Below are 16,586 nucleotides of genomic sequence, written 5' to 3' on the forward strand. Positions count from 1 at the left end.
AGGGCTGGGAGGCCAGAGGGAGGCAAGCGGAACCGGAAGCAGGAACGAAAGGCCATCCCGCAGCCATGCGTTTTTCGGCTTTGGTTTGTCAATCCTGCAGCACGCCGCCGGCGCTTTCCAGCGCCTCGGGCGTGTCGACATCGACGGCTGCCCCTTCGCCGATCTCGACATCGATGACGTCGAGCCCTTCGGCCTCGACCAGATGGCGGGCACCGGTATCGCCTCCGAGGTGAGCGATCGCGGCGAACAGCGAGCGCGGCAGCACCACCGGGTTGCCGCGCCGGCCATCATGGGAGGCGCGCACCACCGATCGCCATTCGGACTTGCGGAACGCCTCGATCAGCCTGTCGAGGTCGGCCGAGGCGACGCCGGGCATATCGCCGAGGACGATCATGGCGCCGGTGGCGTCTCCGGAAATCTTTGCGATGCCTGCCTTCAGCGACGAAGACAGGCCCTCGGCGAAATCCGGATTGTCCGCGAAGGTCACATCCATGCCCGACAGTGCATCGCGCACGCGCTCGCGCTGGTGGCCGGTGACGACGATGGTGGCCGCGGCTTTCGAAGCGATCGCGCGTTCGGCAGTGCGACGGACCAGCGGCTTGCCGTCGAAGAGCGCCAAGAGCTTGTTCGGCCCGCCCATGCGGCTGGAGCGACCGGCGGCCAGAAGCACGATCTCGACCTTTGGTTCGGCTTTGGCCGGCAATGGCTCGCGCGGCTGCGGCCGCGTCGAAATTTCCATCAACAGCCCGCCGACACCCATGCCGGCAATATCCCTGGCGGTCACGTCGAGACCGGCGATCAGCCGGTCGAGCACCCAGTCGAAGCCGTTCTCCTTGGGGCTGCGGGCGCAGCCTGGCGCACCGATGATGCGCTTGCCGCCTAGAGTGCCTAGCACCAGCAGATTGCCGGGATCGACCGGCATACCGGCGCGGATGACAGTGCCGCCTGCCTTTTCGATGGCAGCGGGAACGACGTCGCCAAAATCGGCCATCGCCGAGGCGCCGAAGATAACCACCATATCGTTGTCACGGATCAGCGAGGCCGCAGCCTCGGCGACGGGAATAATTTCATGCGGCGTTCGACGCTCCGCCGTCAGCCTGCCGCCCGAACGCGCCAGGCGTGCTTCGGTGACGCGCAGCGTCTTATCGAGCACGCTGGGTTTGATGCCGGGCAGCACCGTCTGGATGACGCCGACGCGCACCGGCTGATAGGCGTTGACGGCAAAGATCTCGCCGCCGGCGCAGATCCTTGCCACCGCATCGACCAAAGCGGAGGCGACCGCAAACGGAATGATCTTCACCGTTGCTACCATCTGACCTTTTTCGACCGGCGCATGCTGCGCGAGCGTGGCGATGGTGATCGTCGGATCAACAGCGTTGATAGCGTCGATCATCGCCGCGTCGACGGTGAACATGCCGGCAGCGTGCGCGTGGAGGTTGACCCTGCCGGTCGCGGCGGGCTTCGCCTCGATGTTGCGGTGGACCATACATGCGGCGATCTTTTCGGCGGCCGCATCCTCGCTAAGATCATCGGGCGCCAACACCGCCGCGACGACCTCGGAAATGCCAGCGGCCTTCAACAGGGACAAATCCTCGGCGCTTAGCCTGTGCGCCTTGCGGAAGCGGCGCTCTCCGGCTGTGGTGGCGTGCGCAAGCACTGCCCCTTCGGCCGCATCGATCGCAACGGGACCAAATTTCACGCGACCGCGCCTTTGGATTCGAGGCCGCGGGAGCGAAAGGCGTGGATCGCTTGCGCCAAGACCGCGACGGCGATCTCGGCCGGGCTGGCGGCGCCGATGTCGAGGCCGATCGGGGCATGAATGCGAGCGATCTGGTCGGCGGTCGCCCCCGAAGCCAGCAGGCGTTCCACACGTTTGGTGTGGGTCTTGCGGCTGCCGAGCGCGCCGACATAGAAGCAGCCGGCGTCGAGCGCCGCCTTCAGCGCGAAATCGTCGATCTTCGGATCGTGGGTGAGAGCAGCCAGCGCCGTATAGCTATCGAGCGGCTGACGCTTCAGCACATCCTCCGGCCATTCGGCATGCAGCGCGATGTCGGGAAAGCGGTCGGACGTGGCAAAGGCCGTGCGCGGATCGATGATCTCGACAGGATAGCCGGCGATCCTGGCCATCGGTGCCAGCGCCTGGCTGATGTGGACGGCGCCGATCACCACCAGGCGCGGCTGCGGCAGATGTGCGTTGAGGAAGAACGTCCGCCCCTCAGCTTCGACCGAACCGGAATTGCCCGTGCGAAATGCCTTGGCGATGGCCGCCCCGAGTTCGCCGGCTACCCGGTCGCCCTCGCGCACGACACGGTCGCGGCCGTCGCCGAGGTCGGTGACCAGGATCGCCGCGCGGCGTGCGCGGCGTTCGGCGTTGAGTGTCTTCAGCGCGTAAGGATCCATCGAGAATCAGCCCAGCCTTTCGACATAGACCTTGATGCGGCCGCCGCAGGACAGGCCGACCTGCCAGGCGGTTTCGTCGGCGACCCCGAACTCCAGCATCTTCGCCTTGCCGCTATCGATAACATCGACCGCCTCGGTCACCACGGCGCCTTCGACGCAGCCGCCCGAGACGGAGCCATGGAAATTGCCTTCGGCGTCGATGACCAGGTGGCTGCCGACGGGACGCGGTGCCGAACCCCAGGTTTCGACCACGGTGGCGATGGCGACATCCTTGCCGTCCTTCATCCAGCTCTCCGCGATGATCAGCGGGTCGCGGGCCTCATCGAGATAGATGCTGTGTTCCATGATTTTCTCCCAGGGAGACATGTGGTTATGCCACGCGCTTCGCACCAGCCTCGATCCATCTGCGCGGGTCGACCGAACGGACCGAATTTTTTATCCAGCGACGCACAGAGATCGGCGAGCGCATCGAGATTGTGCACCGAACGGAATTCGTCGACATGCGGCAGCATCGCCTTGACGCCGCGGGCACGCGCCTCGAAGCCGTCGAAGCGCAGCAGCGGGTTCAACCAGATCGGCCGCCGGCAGGATTTATGCAGCCGTTCCATTTCTCCGACAGGCGTCTCGTCGATCGTCCGCGGCGCCGGACACTGTTTCAACTCGGTCATTCTGTCTCCGTGGGCGCGGCCATCTAAAGCCTCTACAGAGCGTGATAGCCGCGGTTGTGATAGATCAGTGGCCGCAAATTATCGCCGATGCGCAAACCTGTCACGTTGCCAAAAAGCACACGGTGCGTGGCCAGATCCTTGGTGTCGACCAACTCGCAGTCGAAGACGGCAAGGGCGCCCTTCAACGTCGGTGAACCGGTCGAGATCACATCCCATTCGGCCAGCGCGAAACGCTCCTCGACCGGTAGGCCGGTAATGCCGGAAAAGCCGATCGACAGCGGCTCCTGATCCGAAGCCAGCGTGTTCAGGGCAAATTTGCCGTTTTCCACGAACGGCTCGTTCTTGGAATTTTCACGATTGAGGCAAACCAGGATGGTCGGCGGCGTGTCCGACACCGAGCAGGCCGCGATCACCGTCGCGCCGCGCCTGCCGGCGGGGCCATCGGTGGTGACTACATGTACATGGCCGGCAAAATGGGCCATCGCGTCGCGGTAGGCCTGCGGCCCGATGTCATTCTTCTTCAGCACCGATGATTTCCACTAGTCAGAACCAACCGTTATATATGGCGGGATATTGCATGCCACAAGCGAAGTGCTTGAGCTATATCCCGAATTCCCGTGTTGCGCCAAAGCTGGCCAGCCTTTAGGTCTTGACGGCATTGGCGCCGGCAAAACACGCGATCGGCGCGGAGGAATTCTTCGCTCGCATGCGACCTTGGACAACCACGATAGCGGTGCTGGCCTGGCTCTCGGTCGCCTGCAGTGCAAATGCCGAGACGCTGCTGGTCGGCGTCGCGGCACCTTTGTCGGGGCCGTCGGCTATGCTCGGCAAACAGATCGAGGCAGGCGCGAAAATGGCGGCTGAAGCTGACGGTACCGAGATCAGGACGATCGATGACGCCTGCACGGCCGATGGTGGCGCCGCCGCAGCGAGGGAATTCGCCGCGGCGAAAGTCAATGTCGCCGTCGGTTTTCTCTGCACCGACGCAATCGAGGCGGCGCTGCCGATCCTGAAGGACGCTGGCATCCCGGTGATCACCGTCGGCGTCCGCACGGAAAGCCTGACCGACCGGCGCGCCAAGACGGGATGGCCGATCTATCGTCTCGGGCCGCGCGGCGACGACGAGCGCAATGCCGTCGCAGCCATCCTCACCCGCCTATGGCAGAACGAGCTGTTCGCCGTCGTCGACGATGGCACCATCTACGGCCGCGAAATGGCCGAGACGTTTCGGGCAGCCGCCGAGCAGGCGGCTCTGAAGCCGGTGTTCGTCGACACGTTCCGGCCGCAGCTCGACAACCAGATCGGCCTGATCGGCCGGCTGAAGAAAGCCGGCGCAACGCATGTCTTTGCCGGCGGCGACGGCGATGATGTCGCCATTATGGGCCGCGATGCCGGCCAGCTCGACACCGGCATGGTGTTTGCCGGCGGCGAAGCGTTGCGGGCGCCGCTCGGCGACGCGCCTTATGCCGCCGGCACGCTGATGATCGCGCCGCCCGAATGGGCCGATGTCGCCGACCCCAAGGTGCTGCAAAGCTTTGCCGGACAAAACATCGTGCCGGAAGGTTACACGCTGCCCGCCTATGCCGCGGTCGAGATCGCCAAGGCGGCCTCAGCATTGACGCAAAGCTCCGGCGAGAGGCTGGCCAACGTGTTGACCGCGCACGACTTCACCACGGCGATCGGACCGATCCGCTTTGACGAAAAAGGTGACCTGACGCAAAATCCTTATCGCGCCTACCGTTTCGACGGCGGCCGTTTCGTGCCGGTGGAGAGCCAATGATGTCCAGCACAGGGATGTTCCATACGGGTCCGCGCAATCTCATCACCGACGTCGCCGGCCTGCGTGTCGGCAATGCGGCTAATGCCAAGCTGAAATCCGGTGTGACCACCGTTGTCTGCGACGAACCGGCCGTCGCCGGCGTGCAAATCCTGGGCGGTGCGCCGGGCACCCGCGAAACCGACCTGCTCGAGCCGCACAATTCGATCCACGCCATCCATGCCGTGGTGCTTTCGGGCGGCTCGGCTTTTGGCCTTGACGCCGCGTCGGGGGTGCAGGCGTCATTGCGCGAAAGAGGCATCGGCGTCGAGGTCGGCGGCTTTCGGGTGCCGATCGTGCCGGCGGCGATCCTGTTCGACCTGCGCAATGGCGGCGACAAGGATTGGGACCGGTATCCGCCTTACCGTGACCTTGGCTACGAAGCCGCGCAAGCCGCCGCGATCGACTTTGCGCTCGGCACTGCCGGCGCAGGTAGCGGGGCTTTGAGCTCCGGCCTGAAGGGCGGGCTCGGCTCGGCCTCGACAGTGCTGGACAGCGGCGTCACCATCGGCGCGCTCGCCGCCGTCAACCCAACCGGCTCGGTGACGGTCGCCGGGACCCGCCATTTCTGGGCGGCGCCGTTCGAGATCGGCGACGAGTTCGGCGGCTTAGGCTATCCCCACCCGATGCCTGACGATGCCAGAAAGATCCTGCTGAAGTTCCGTGACAGGCATGCCGGAGAGCAGGCGGAAACCGGCGCCAACACGACCATTGCCGTGATCGCCACCGATGCGGTACTCACCAAGGCCGCCGCCAAACGCCTGGCGATATCAGCGCATGACGGCTTTGTCCGTGCCATCTGGCCGACGCACACGCCCGCAGACGGCGATCTGGTCTTCGCGCTGGCAACGGGCAAGAGCGGCATCGAGCTCGCACCCAACGATGCCATCGATCTCTACGCCGCGGCCGGCGCCACGATGGCGCGGGCCATCAGCCGCGGCGTCTTTGCCGCGACGCCGGCCGAGGGCGATCTGTTCCCGGTCTGGTCGTCGCGCTGACCGCGCCACGCTCATTCGGGTGAGCCGTAATCAGACTGGACTTATGATCAGGTGGGTTCGGATTTTTCTTCTTCGAACGTGACCGCAACATCCGAGTTTGCTGAGAGCCGCACCTTCTGGCCCTCGACCTCGGCGACAAGGCTGAGAGGAATGAAGTGGTGATGGCCCCTGTGAGCGCCCTCGCCGCTGTCGCGCTTGGTCAGCTTGATACGATCTCCGTCAACCTTGTCGACGGTACCGACATGGACGCCGTCGGCGCCGATCACTTCCATACGTTCGCGAATCTTGGCTGCATCTGTCATGGGGGTCTCCCTTATAGCGCCGCGCGTCCTTTTGAACGCGCAAAGGACGCTCTAAACATTTTTAATCAATGCACCGTGCCTTCCGAAAATCGATCCTGATTTTCGGAAGGCACGATGCGGTGAAGCTGCCGACAATAACAAACGACGGCCGGATTGGATGCATCGACTTTGTGTTTCAGTCAGCACGATCTTTTGACGGCATCGTGATAGGAATTTAACGGCGTCGACCGCCTGAATGGAAAGCCCCATGCGAAATCTTGCCCTGTTTGCCGTCTGCCTGCTTGCCCCGCTTGCAACCTTGGCCGCCGCCCACGCAGGCGATGTCGCCGAGCTTGAGATCCTCGGCTTCAGCCGTGATGGCGGGGTCTTTGCCTTCGAGGAATACGGCGTCCAGGACGGATCGGGATTTCCCTATGCGAACCGCTATTATATCGACACGGCCGACGACAGTTTCCTGAAGGGTTCGCCGATCCATGTCCGGCTCGACGACGAGAATGCCGCGGTGGACGCAGCGCGGCTGCAGGCCCGGCAAAAGGGCGAAGCGATCGTCAGTCAGGCGGAACTGACGGCAAATCGCGGCATCACCGCCGGCCTCAACCCGGTGACCGAGCTTTCTGCCGATCCCTTCCGGATGGTGGTCAATCCGCGCCCGATCTTTTCGCCGGTCGACGATCCGCTTGAGTTCCGGCTCGACCAGATCGGCATGAATGACACCGAACGCTGCCAGAGCCAGGGCGAGATCAATGGCTTTCGCCTGCTGCGCATCGAGGCGAAGGACGGCGGCCAGACGAGGATTATCCACGAGGACAAATCGATCCCGCAAAGCAGAGGCTGTCCGAATGGCTACCAGATCGGCGCGGTTCAGACATTTTCGCTGGATAGCCTCAGCGCCTATGCCGTGCTGATCGCGGTGCGCCAATACGGCTTCGAAGGGCCGGACTATCGCTGGATCGCGGTAACCGGTCGCCTTTGACGTTCCCCGCCATGCGCTATAGCGCTCTGCGCCGTCTCCGCCGCGCTCTGCCGTCGCTGCGCGCCGCATTTGCCGGTGCCTTGCTGTGGGCCACAGCGATGGGCGCCAGCGCGCTGCTCAATCTGCTGCAGTACGATTGGGAGACCCCGGCAAAGATCCGCTTCGTCTCGCTGCTTTATGCTGCCGGCGGTGCGCTCGCTTTCCCGATTGGGCTGTTCCTGGCGCGGCTCGTCTCGCTCGGACGCCACTGGGAGATCGCCCTCGCCGCCGCCTTCGTCTGCCTTCTCGCAGCGACGATCGCCTGCACCGGCGGCCTCTTTGGGCTGCAATACCGCTCCTACTATGTCCAATGGCATGCGCCCGTGTTCACCATCACCTGGGTTTTCCAGTTCGTGTTCACGATGTTGACGGCACTCTATCAGTTCGTCGTCCTCGGCATCCGGCTGTATTTTCCGCTCGGTTTCATTGCGCTCGCTGTCGCCAGTGTCTGGTTTGCACGCCAGCAACGTTGAGCATTTTGCCTGCCTCTGTTAGGACGCGGGCAAATGCTCTCGCAAGTCAGGACCGACTGATGATCCCTCGCTACTCCCGGCCGGAAATGGTGGCCATCTGGTCGCCCGAAACCCGGTTCCGCATCTGGTTCGAGATCGAGGCCTACGCGTGCGACGCATTGGCGGAGCTCGGCGTCATCCCGAAGGAGGCCGCCAAGACCATCTGGCAGAAAGGCGGGGCGGCGAAGTTCGATGTCGAGGCGATCGACGAGATCGAGCGCGTCACCAAGCACGATGTCATCGCCTTTCTCACCCATCTTGCCGAATTCGTCGGGCCGGATGCCCGCTTCATCCACCAGGGCATGACATCCTCCGACGTTCTCGACACCTGTTTTGCCGTGCAGCTCACCCGCGCCAGCGACATCCTGCTGGCCGACATTGACGGGCTGCTTGCGGCGCTCAAGCGCCGCGCCTTCGAGCACAAGGACACGATCACAATCGGCCGCAGCCATGGCATCCATGCCGAGCCGACCACCTTCGGCGTCAAGCTGGCGCAGGCCTATGCCGAATTCTCGCGTTGCCGCGAGAGGCTGGTGCACGCACGCGAGGACATCGCCACCTGTGCCATCTCCGGTGCGGTCGGCACCTTCGCCAATATCGACCCCTATGTCGAAGAATATGTGGCCAAGAAACTCGGACTGAAACCGGAGCCGGTGTCGACGCAGGTGATCCCGCGCGACCGCCATGCGATGTTCTTCGCCACTCTCGGCGTCATCGCCTCGTCGATCGAGCGGCTGGCGATCGAGGTGCGCCATCTGCAGCGCACCGAGGTGCTCGAGGCAGAAGAGTACTTTTCACCCGGACAGAAGGGTTCGTCGGCGATGCCGCACAAGCGCAACCCGGTGCTGACCGAGAACCTCACCGGCCTTGCCCGCATGGTGCGCTCCTTCGCATTGCCGGCAATGGAGAATGTGGCGCTCTGGCACGAGCGCGACATCTCGCATTCCTCGGTCGAGCGCATGATCGGGCCCGACGCGACGGTGACGCTCGATTTCGCGCTCTCACGGCTGACCAGCGTTGTCGATAAACTGCTCGTCTACCCCGACAACATGCTGAAGAACATGAACAAATTCCGCGGCCTTGTGCATTCGCAGCGCGTGCTGCTAGCGCTGACGCAAGCCGGCGTTTCGCGCGAGGACGCCTACCGGCTGGTGCAGCGCAATGCGATGAAGGTATGGGAGCAAGGCGCTGATTTTCTTGAGGAACTTCTGGCCGACAAGGACGTTGTCGCAGCCTTGCCCGAGGCCGAGATCCGCGAGAAATTCGACTTGGGCTATCATACCAAGCACGTCGATACGATCTTCAGCCGAGTGTTTGGAGAAGCCTGATGATTTCGGCGGCCGGAGATTTCGATTTCCTTGCCCTGCCCGGGCGCGGCAATTCCGGGCCAGATCATTGGATGTCGCATTGGTGCCGGGTGTTCCCCAATTCGAGCCGCGTGCTGCAGGCTGAGTGGGACCGGCCGAAGCCTGAAGACTGGATCGGCCAGGTAGATGCCGCGGTGGCCGCCGCACCGCGCCGCATCGTGCTGCTTGCGCATTCGCTAGCGGTGGCGACGGCGGTGAAGTGGGCTGCTAGCGCCAGTCAAAGCCAACTCGACAAGGTCGCGGCGGCATTCCTGGTTGCCGCGACCAATGTCGAGGATGCCGATCCCTCATTCGACGCGGTGCGCCCGTTCGCGCCGATGCCGCTGAAGCGCCTGCCCTTCCCGACATTGGTGGTGGCGAGCCGCAGCGACCCACGCGTCACCTTCGACAAGGCGACCGTTTTTGCCGCCGCCTGGGGCGCGGATATCGCCGATGCCGGCGATCTTGGCCATATGGGGAACGAGGCCGGCCTCGGCTTATGGCCAGCGGGCCTGCTCATGCTTGGCCGCTTGCTCGAAAAAGCAAACCTCTAACCTACGCCTTACCGGGAACCGTCCTTATCACCGTGCCCCAGGGATCCTCGCGGGTGGTCTCGCTTGCGGCATTGTCCGAACGCATCTCGACCCAGGCCAGGCCGGAGCGGGCGGGATCGCGGCGACCGGCGCCCGCGCTCTGCCACGCATTTGCGCCAATGTGGTGATGATAGCCGCCGGACGACAGGAATACCGCCGCGCCACCGTACTTTGCCACCGTGTCGAAACCGAACTCCTGATGCCACCATGCTTCGGCTTCTTCCGGCCTGCCAACCCGCAAATGGACGTGGCCGATAATGCTGTTTTCCGGCGCGCCCTGCCAGCCGGTGTCGCCGGCCGGCACCTCGGCAACGACCGACGGAATGTTCAGCCGCTCCGTCGCCATCGCTATCTTGTCGCCGTTCCATTTCCAATCCTGCGGGCGGCGGTCGGCATAGATCTCGATGCCGTTGCCTTCCGGGTCGGTAAGATAAAGCGCCTCGCTGACCAGATGATCGGATGCACCCTCGATGCCGATCTTGCCGGCGATGGCGTGGTTGATCCAGCGGCCGAGATCGGCACGGCTGGGTAGCAGGAAGGCGGTGTGGAAAAGACCGGCGCTGCGCGGGTCATCGGGTTTCGCGGCCGGATCCGCTTCGATGTCGAGCAAAGGGCGATTGACTGCGCCGAGCGTAATCGTGCCGCCGGCGCGGCTCAGTTCCTGCAAACCGACGACTTTGCGATAGTAGGCAGCGAGATTTTCTGCATCGCGCGCCCGCAAGCCGACGCGGGCAACGCTGACCGGGGTCGTCGCGGCAAAAGGCAGTTCGCTCATCAAAGTGCTCCGTTCAGGCGGCGCTCGACAAGCTTCCAACAGAGGAACCCGGCGCCATCAATCATTCTACGCCGTGTCCGTGCCAAAATCTCGGAACAGCCATTCTTTCCCGGCGACAGATCGTCGATCGCGATCGTTCACACAAGAGCGCAAGAAGCGAACATGGTGTTCACAATAGCGATCAGAACCGGGTTCGTGAGAGGCCGTTTGCGTGTCGCTGTTGAGTTCATACCCGGTTGCACCCGACAGCGCCTCTCGCTACATGCGCGCCATGAAAGTCAGGGAAGCAGATATTCTCATCGTGCCGGGCTACACCAATTCCGGCCCCGATCATTGGCAGAGCCGCTGGCAGTCGAAACTGTCGACAGCGCGCCGCGTCGAACAGACGGAATGGTCGAAGCCGGTGCGCGAGGATTGGACGGCCGGTGTCGCCAAGGCGGTTAACGAGGCCGAGCGGCCGGTCGTCATCGTCGCTCATTCGCTTGGCGTCGCAGCGGTCATCCAGGCCTTGCCTCGGTTTGAGCGGCCGGTCGCCGGCGCTTTTTTCGTGGCGCCGCCCGATGTCGCCAATCCAAAGATAAAGCCCAGGCACCTGATGACCTTCGGCCCCTATCCGCGCGACCCGCTGCCGTTTCCGTCGGTGGTGATCGCCAGCCGCAACGACCCGTTCTGCGCCTTCGGCGTCGCCGAGGACATTGCCGCGGCTTGGGGGTCGCTGTTCATCGACGCCGGCGATGCCGGCCATCTCAACGCAGATTCCGGCTTTGGCCCTTGGCCCGAAGGCTCGATGACGTTCGCGAAATTCCTGACGGATCTTTAGGAAGCGATCGAATCCCTGACGCTGTTCAGCAGGGTCTTTGCCCCAAGCGAAATCAGCGAATGCTCGGAACCCATCGCCAGCAGCCGGTAACCCATCGACACCACGCGACCGGCGATGGCCGGTTCCATCACATAGATCGCCGCATGCTTGCCGGCTTTGCGGGTGCGCTCGGCGATCGAGGCGACGGTCTCCATCATGCTCTCCAGCGTCGAACTGACGGTGGTGCCCTTCGACCAGGCGATCGAGAAATCCGAAGGGCCCAGGAAGATACCGTCGATGCCCGGCGTGTCGAGGATGCCATCGAGTGCATCAAGCGCGGCGCGCGTTTCGACCATGGCGAACGCCATGGTGCGCTGGTTGCTGTCGCGCAGCCAGTCGGCATAATCGCCCTTGCCATGGCGCGGAAAGGCATAGGTGGGGCCCCAGGAGCGCTCGCCTAGCGGCGGGTATTTCATGGCGGCGGCAAACAGCTTTGCGTCCGCCACCGAATTCACCATCGGGGCGATCACCGCCTCGGCGCCGAAGTCAAGCGCACGGCTGGCCATGTCGAAGCGGCCGACCGGAATGCGCACCAAAGCCGGCTTGTTGGCGGCCAGCACCGGCACAAGCCCGCGCAGCACGCTGTCCTCGTGATGGCCACCATGCTGCATGTCGAGCGTAACCGCGTCGAACCCTTGTCTGGCCAGTATCTCGACCGTCAAGGCATCCGGCACGCCGGACCATGCAGTGAACAGCGTCTCGTCGGCCGCAAGGCGTGACTTCAGGGACATTGGCGATTTCCTCTTTGGTTGCAGCAATTCAGCCGGAAATGACCGCAAAGGCAAAGAAAAACCGCCCGGCTAGGCCGGGCGGTCGATTGGTCCAGAATGCGATCGGAACGAGCGGAAGGATCAGGTGTTCTTGATCTGCTCGATCGCCTGCGCCATCAATTCATCCATGGTGCGGCGGATCTGATGGTCCGACTGGTCGATGCCGGCTGCATCGAAATCCTTGCGTATCTTGCGGAAAACGTCGTGATCGCCTGCTTCCTCGATGTCGCTGACGACCACTTCCCTGGCATAGGCGTCGGCATCGGCGCCTGACTTGCCGAGCTTTTCGGCAGCCCACAGGCCGAGCGCTCTGTTGCGGCGTGCCGCAGCCTTGAACCGAAGTTCCTCGTCGAATGCGAATTTGCGCTCAAAGCCCTCTTCGCGGTCTTTCATGCTGCTCATGGCATCCCTCCGTGAAATCCGATTCGTTGTGCCAATATGTGTTGCCGGAGCACAAACCAAAAGGGCGCCGGCCGGTCAATATGCTACATTGCTTGCTGCGCTGCGGCATTTCGGTCCCCGAAAGCGGTTGATTGAAAGGATTTGCCGATTGAGCAAACAGTGCGATTGGGATAGACACCGGCATTGAACCCCACCGTCGCCATCTTATTTTAGGCAGACGGACAGGAACTGGTCGCTTGCCGCCTGCCCGCAAATCCAGAGAAAAATCAGATGAAAAATCGCCGCCGCATTTATGAAGGCAAGGCCAAGATCCTTTATGAGGGACCGGAGCCTGGCACGCTGATCCAGTTCTTCAAGGACGACGCCACCGCTTTCAACAAGAAGAAGCATGAAATCGTTGATGGTAAAGGCGTGCTCAACAACCGCATTTCCGAGCACATTTTCAACCACCTCAACCGGATGGGCATTCCGACCCACTTCATCCGCCGGCTCAACATGCGCGAGCAGCTGATCAAGGAAGTCGAGATCATCCCACTCGAAGTGGTGGTGCGCAACGTCGCCGCCGGCTCGCTGGCCAAACGTCTCGGCATCGAGGAAGGCACCGTGCTGCCGCGCTCGATCATCGAATTCTATTACAAGGCCGATGCGCTCGACGATCCGATGGTCTCGGAAGAGCACATCACCGCCTTCGGCTGGGCGAGCCCGCAGGAGATCGACGACGTCATGGCGCTGGCCATCCGCGTCAACGACTTCCTTTCCGGTCTGTTCATGGGTGTCGGCATCCAGCTCGTCGACTTCAAGATCGAATGCGGCCGCCTGTTCGAAGGCGACATGATGCGCATCGTCGTCGCCGACGAGATCTCGCCGGATTCCTGCCGGCTGTGGGACGTGGCGACCCAGGACAAGCTCGACAAGGACCGCTTCCGCCGCGACATGGGCGGGCTCGTTGAAGCCTATCAGGAAGTTGCCCGCCGCCTCGGCATCATGAACGAGAACGAGCCGCCGCGCCCTGCCGGACCGGTGCTCGTCGCTTCGACCGACGGTGTCAAAGGCAAGCCGCACTGACGGCTTACCCGCTCAACAGGTGAACAGGAGCATGTCCAGCGTGATCAAGGCCCGCATTACCGTAACCCTCAAGAACGGCGTGCTCGACCCACAAGGCAAGGCAATCGAGCATGCGCTTTCCGGAATGGGTTTCGGCGGCGTCGGCCAGGTGCGGCAAGGCAAGGTTTTCGATATCGAGCTTGCCGAGGGCGACAGGGCCAAGGCCGAGGCGGATCTGAAAGCCATGTGCGACAAGCTTCTGGCGAATACGGTGATTGAGAATTATAGTGTGGCCATTACCTGAGGTTGTGCCCGAGGGTAGATGACCGAGATCAATGGAAGCCTGATTTTTGAAGTCCTCAAATCCATTCAGTTGCGGCTGGACACGATGGATTTGACACTTGGCGAGGTAAAGTCCGAGTTGGGTTCGATCCGTGGTCATCTCGTCGCCACCGAGGGCGATGTGAAGAACATTTACGGCGTGCTGGCGCGGCAGGACGATCGCCTCGAACATATCGAACGCCGCCTAGAATTGCGCGAACTCGCCGAAGCCCAGAGGCCCTACGAACCAAAATGAAATCAGCCGTCGTCCTGCTCCCCGGCCTTAATCGCGACCGTGACATGATCGCGGCGCTGACCAAGATTTCCGGCACGCCGCCGGTCACCGTCTGGCAGACCGACACTGAAATCCCCGATGTCGACCTGATCGCCATTCCCGGCGGCTTTTCCTTTGGCGATTATCTGCGCTGCGGCGCTATTGCCGCGCGCATGCCGGTGATGCGGGCTGTCGCCGAAAAAGCGGCCAAGGGCGTCACGGTCATCGGCGTCTGCAACGGCTTCCAGATCCTGGTCGAGGCCGGCCTGCTGCCGGGCGCACTGATGCGCAACACCTCGCTGAAATTCGTCTGCCGGCAAGTCAAGCTGCAGATCGCCAATGCCAACACGATGTTCACCAGCCGGTATCAGCCGGGCCAGGTCATCCGCGCGCCGGTGGCGCATCATGACGGCAATTATTTTGCCGATGCCAAAACGCTGGCCCGCCTCGAAGGCGAAGGCCAGGTGGTGTTCCGCTACGCGGAAGGCACCAATCCCAACGGCTCGATCAACGACATTGCCGGCATCCTCAACGGCCGTGGCAATGTGCTCGGCCTGATGCCGCATCCCGAGAACCTGATCGAAGCGGCGCATGGCGGCAGCGACGGCCGGGCGCTGTTCGAAAGCGCGCTGGGCATCGCCGCTTGATGCATTCAATTTTCCTCCTGGAGCGACGGCCATGAAACTCTATTCGCGACCGCTGTCGCCCTATTCGTCGATCGTGCGGGCCCTGGCCTACATCAAGAACGTGCCGCTCAAGCTCATTGCACCGCCGCCGGGGTTTCCCATCCCCGAGGCATTTCGCGCCATCTCGCCGCTCAACAGGATTCCGGTGCTGATCACCGGCTCGGGCGAAACGATCGTCGAATCGGTGGTCATTGCCGAATATCTGGAGGAGCGCTTTCCCGAGCCCGCACTGCTGCCCAACGATTCGAAGGACCGGGCGCTGGTGCGCATGTTCGCCCGCATCACCGACCTCGACGTGCTCGCGCCGATGATGAAGCTGTTCGAGCTCTATTTCGTGCCGCAGCGCAACGAGGCGGAGATCAAGGCACAGTTCGCCCGATTGCATCACGGGCTTGCGGCAATCGAGGCCCGCATGGCGCATGGCCCGTTCGCGCTCGGCGACGATATCTCCTTTGCCGATGCCTGGCTGACGCCGACCCGCTTCGTCTTCAACAATTTCAGGGCGACGATCGGCCGCCCCGATTTGCTTGAGGCCTATCCGAAATTCGATGCCTACGAGCAAATCGCCTTGCAGCATCCGGCGCTGTCGCGCGTCTGGGGTGAGATGACAGACGGTCTGAAGATCTTTCTGTCCGAACTCGAGATGGGCGCCGCGTGAACATGAGACCGACGACCACGCGCCTCGCCCTCGCCGCTGCCGCCGGTCTTGTACTCGCCTCCTGCCAGTCTGGCCCGAAGAGTACGCCGGCGCCGGCGGGCAAGAGCGCGTCACTGCTTGCCATGGAACAGGTGGCGATCGCAGCCCACAAATGCTGGATCGCCAGCAAGGACCCTGCCTTCAAATCTTATCAGATGGCCAACGAACTGAATTCGTTCAGCGGCACGCCGCGCTTCCTGCTGGTGCCGGCCAAACATTATGGCGGAAAGCCGCTGCTGGTCGTGCAGGCGCAAGGCAGTTCGAGCCGCGTCGACGTGTTCGGCCCATTGATGGCGGAACCGCTCGGCACGCGCATCGGCTCGGACATTGCCCGCTGGCAGGCGGGCAATCCGGCCTGCGGCGCTGCTGCCTAGCCCAATGGGTCGGTTGCTGCAGATCACTGGTCTGGTCGTCGGCCTGGCCGGGCTCGTCCTGCAGCTCTGCATCACCGTCCCGGCGTCAATGGAAGCCGGCCGCGGTTTTGTCGGCTCGCTGGTCTTCTATTTCAGCTTCTTCACCATCCTGACCAACATCGGCGCGGTGCTCGTCCATGCCTCGTTGCTGTCGTCGACGGGTTATGCCTGGTTTCCGGCCTTTGCCGCGCCACGGATGCGGGCGGGCGTAGCCGTCGCCATAACCCTGGTCCTCATCGTTTATGCAACGGTCCTGGCGCAGCTTTGGCAGCCGCAAGGATTGTTCCTGCTCTGCGACGTTCTCCTGCACTATGTGACGCCGCTGTTGTTCGTGCTGTGGTGGCTTGTGGCGGGCGCCGACGGCTCGACGCGATGGCGCGACATCTCCTGGTGGATGATCTATCCGATCGCCTATCTGGCCTACGCATTGCTGCGGGCGCCGATCGCCGGCGAAGTGCCCTACCCGTTCCTCGACGTCTCCAAACACAGTGCGGCCAGCGTCGCGGTCTCAGCTCTGGCCATCACCGGGCTTTTTCTGATGCTGTGCATTGTGGCGGTGCTTGTGGACCACGGTGTCACGCGGATCAGGGCGGAACGCGTCCGTCCGCGATGACGCTCTCCCGCCCTGGTCGCCTTTAGCGTCTTGGCACGGTTCGCGCGGCGCCCTGCACGGATCGCCGCAGCAGCTTCACCGGCGA

22 protein-coding genes and 1 pseudogene are annotated in these 16,586 nt (G+C 63.1%); 14 read left to right on the forward strand and 9 right to left on the reverse strand.

All coding sequences use genetic code 11. The features are described from left to right. Positions 1–88 precede the first annotated feature (88 nt). The 5 genes and pseudogenes from NKI95_RS05125 to NKI95_RS05145 form a co-directional block, all read right to left on the reverse strand. Positions 89–1,699: an NTP transferase domain-containing protein gene (locus tag NKI95_RS05125; RefSeq protein ID WP_352714665.1), complete on the reverse strand. Its 1,611-nt coding sequence runs from the start codon at positions 1,697–1,699 to the stop codon at positions 89–91. After that, entirely contained in the window at positions 1,696–2,400 is a 705-nt protein-coding gene (locus tag NKI95_RS05130) for an XdhC family protein (protein WP_352714667.1), read from the reverse strand. The genes NKI95_RS05125 and NKI95_RS05130 overlap by 4 nt, the downstream gene beginning before the upstream one ends. Before the next feature lie 6 nt (positions 2,401–2,406). Further along, a complete protein-coding gene (locus NKI95_RS05135; RefSeq protein ID WP_352714669.1) occupies positions 2,407–2,745 on the reverse strand; it encodes an XdhC family protein in 339 nt (112 codons plus the stop codon). Between the two features lie 25 nt (positions 2,746–2,770). Next, positions 2,771–3,011, reverse strand: a pseudogene (locus NKI95_RS05140) (VWA domain-containing protein); the annotation flags it as partial. A gap of 89 nt (positions 3,012–3,100) precedes the next feature. Next, on the reverse strand, positions 3,101–3,595 hold the full coding sequence (locus tag NKI95_RS05145) for a flavin reductase (protein ID WP_352467274.1): 495 nt from the start codon (positions 3,593–3,595) through the stop codon (positions 3,101–3,103). Between the two features lie 179 nt (positions 3,596–3,774). Between NKI95_RS05145 and NKI95_RS05150 the strand changes: the two genes are divergently transcribed. Together NKI95_RS05150 and NKI95_RS05155 are read left to right on the forward strand one after the other, a co-directional pair. Next, entirely contained in the window at positions 3,775–4,848 is a 1,074-nt protein-coding gene (locus tag NKI95_RS05150) for a branched-chain amino acid ABC transporter substrate-binding protein (RefSeq protein WP_352714671.1), read from the forward strand. 14 nt (positions 4,849–4,862) lie between these two features. Further along, the gene (locus NKI95_RS05155) at positions 4,863–5,882 is read left to right on the forward strand and encodes a P1 family peptidase (RefSeq protein WP_352715208.1); all 1,020 of its coding nucleotides are present in this window, start codon (positions 4,863–4,865) and stop codon (positions 5,880–5,882) included. A gap of 47 nt (positions 5,883–5,929) precedes the next feature. Here the strand turns inward: NKI95_RS05155 and NKI95_RS05160 are convergent, their stop codons facing one another. Further along, a complete protein-coding gene (locus tag NKI95_RS05160; RefSeq protein WP_023674734.1) occupies positions 5,930–6,184 on the reverse strand; it encodes a DUF2171 domain-containing protein in 255 nt (84 codons plus the stop codon). 247 nt (positions 6,185–6,431) lie between these two features. Between NKI95_RS05160 and NKI95_RS05165 the strand changes: the two genes are divergently transcribed. Genes NKI95_RS05165 through NKI95_RS05180 form a run of 4 tightly spaced genes read left to right on the forward strand, consistent with a single transcriptional unit; the run spans position 6,432 to position 9,608 of the window. After that, on the forward strand, positions 6,432–7,157 hold the full coding sequence (locus NKI95_RS05165; protein WP_352714673.1) for a DUF2259 domain-containing protein: 726 nt from the start codon (positions 6,432–6,434) through the stop codon (positions 7,155–7,157). A gap of 11 nt (positions 7,158–7,168) precedes the next feature. Continuing rightward, positions 7,169–7,669 (forward strand): hypothetical protein, encoded by a 501-nt coding sequence (locus NKI95_RS05170; RefSeq protein WP_352714675.1) that lies wholly within the window; start codon positions 7,169–7,171, stop codon positions 7,667–7,669. A gap of 59 nt (positions 7,670–7,728) precedes the next feature. After that, positions 7,729–9,036, forward strand: a complete 1,308-nt coding sequence (purB, locus tag NKI95_RS05175) for an adenylosuccinate lyase (protein WP_352714677.1) — start codon at positions 7,729–7,731, stop codon at positions 9,034–9,036. Then, positions 9,036–9,608, forward strand: a complete 573-nt coding sequence (locus tag NKI95_RS05180) for an RBBP9/YdeN family alpha/beta hydrolase (RefSeq protein ID WP_352714679.1) — start codon at positions 9,036–9,038, stop codon at positions 9,606–9,608. The genes purB and NKI95_RS05180 overlap by 1 nt, the downstream gene beginning before the upstream one ends. A 1-nt stretch (position 9,609) precedes the next feature. Here NKI95_RS05180 and NKI95_RS05185 read toward each other — a convergent pair whose 3' ends face one another. Continuing rightward, the gene (locus tag NKI95_RS05185; protein WP_352714681.1) at positions 9,610–10,422 is read right to left on the reverse strand and encodes a VOC family protein; all 813 of its coding nucleotides are present in this window, start codon (positions 10,420–10,422) and stop codon (positions 9,610–9,612) included. Between the two features lie 271 nt (positions 10,423–10,693). Between NKI95_RS05185 and NKI95_RS05190 the strand changes: the two genes are divergently transcribed. After that, positions 10,694–11,242 carry an RBBP9/YdeN family alpha/beta hydrolase gene (locus NKI95_RS05190; protein WP_352715211.1) on the forward strand — a complete coding sequence of 183 codons (549 nt, stop codon included), beginning with the start codon at positions 10,694–10,696 and terminating at the stop codon, positions 11,240–11,242. Here NKI95_RS05190 and NKI95_RS05195 read toward each other — a convergent pair. Together NKI95_RS05195 and NKI95_RS05200 are read right to left on the reverse strand one after the other, a co-directional pair. Beyond that, positions 11,239–12,012 (reverse strand): HpcH/HpaI aldolase family protein, encoded by a 774-nt coding sequence (locus NKI95_RS05195; RefSeq protein ID WP_352714683.1) that lies wholly within the window; start codon positions 12,010–12,012, stop codon positions 11,239–11,241. The genes NKI95_RS05190 and NKI95_RS05195 overlap by 4 nt on opposite strands. A 120-nt stretch (positions 12,013–12,132) precedes the next feature. Beyond that, the gene (locus NKI95_RS05200) at positions 12,133–12,453 is read right to left on the reverse strand and encodes a DUF1476 domain-containing protein (RefSeq protein ID WP_023674726.1); all 321 of its coding nucleotides are present in this window, start codon (positions 12,451–12,453) and stop codon (positions 12,133–12,135) included. Between the two features lie 270 nt (positions 12,454–12,723). Between NKI95_RS05200 and purC the strand changes: the two genes are divergently transcribed. From purC to NKI95_RS05235, 7 genes are read left to right on the forward strand one after another with little or no spacing between them, the layout of a single operon-like run. After that, positions 12,724–13,518, forward strand: coding sequence for a phosphoribosylaminoimidazolesuccinocarboxamide synthase (gene purC, locus NKI95_RS05205; RefSeq protein ID WP_023674725.1), 795 nt, complete (start codon positions 12,724–12,726; stop codon positions 13,516–13,518). Between the two features lie 40 nt (positions 13,519–13,558). Beyond that, positions 13,559–13,801, forward strand: a complete 243-nt coding sequence (gene purS, locus NKI95_RS05210; protein WP_292659850.1) for a phosphoribosylformylglycinamidine synthase subunit PurS — start codon at positions 13,559–13,561, stop codon at positions 13,799–13,801. An 18-nt stretch (positions 13,802–13,819) separates the two neighbouring features. Next, positions 13,820–14,074, forward strand: a complete 255-nt coding sequence (locus tag NKI95_RS05215) for a hypothetical protein (RefSeq protein ID WP_352467267.1) — start codon at positions 13,820–13,822, stop codon at positions 14,072–14,074. Next, complete coding sequence (purQ, locus tag NKI95_RS05220; RefSeq protein WP_352714685.1) at positions 14,071–14,739, forward strand: phosphoribosylformylglycinamidine synthase subunit PurQ; 669 nt, start codon at positions 14,071–14,073, stop codon at positions 14,737–14,739. The genes NKI95_RS05215 and purQ overlap by 4 nt, the downstream gene beginning before the upstream one ends. 31 nt (positions 14,740–14,770) lie before the next feature. Continuing rightward, positions 14,771–15,436 (forward strand): glutathione S-transferase family protein, encoded by a 666-nt coding sequence (locus NKI95_RS05225; RefSeq protein ID WP_352714687.1) that lies wholly within the window; start codon positions 14,771–14,773, stop codon positions 15,434–15,436. A gap of 2 nt (positions 15,437–15,438) precedes the next feature. Continuing rightward, a complete protein-coding gene (locus NKI95_RS05230) occupies positions 15,439–15,849 on the forward strand; it encodes a hypothetical protein (RefSeq protein ID WP_352714689.1) in 411 nt (136 codons plus the stop codon). A 4-nt stretch (positions 15,850–15,853) separates the two neighbouring features. Next, a complete protein-coding gene (locus tag NKI95_RS05235; protein WP_352714691.1) occupies positions 15,854–16,501 on the forward strand; it encodes a Pr6Pr family membrane protein in 648 nt (215 codons plus the stop codon). Positions 16,502–16,586 lie beyond the last annotated feature (85 nt).

It is taken from the genome of Mesorhizobium sp. M0306, from assembly GCF_040321655.1.
GTDB lineage: Bacteria > Pseudomonadota > Alphaproteobacteria > Rhizobiales > Rhizobiaceae > Mesorhizobium.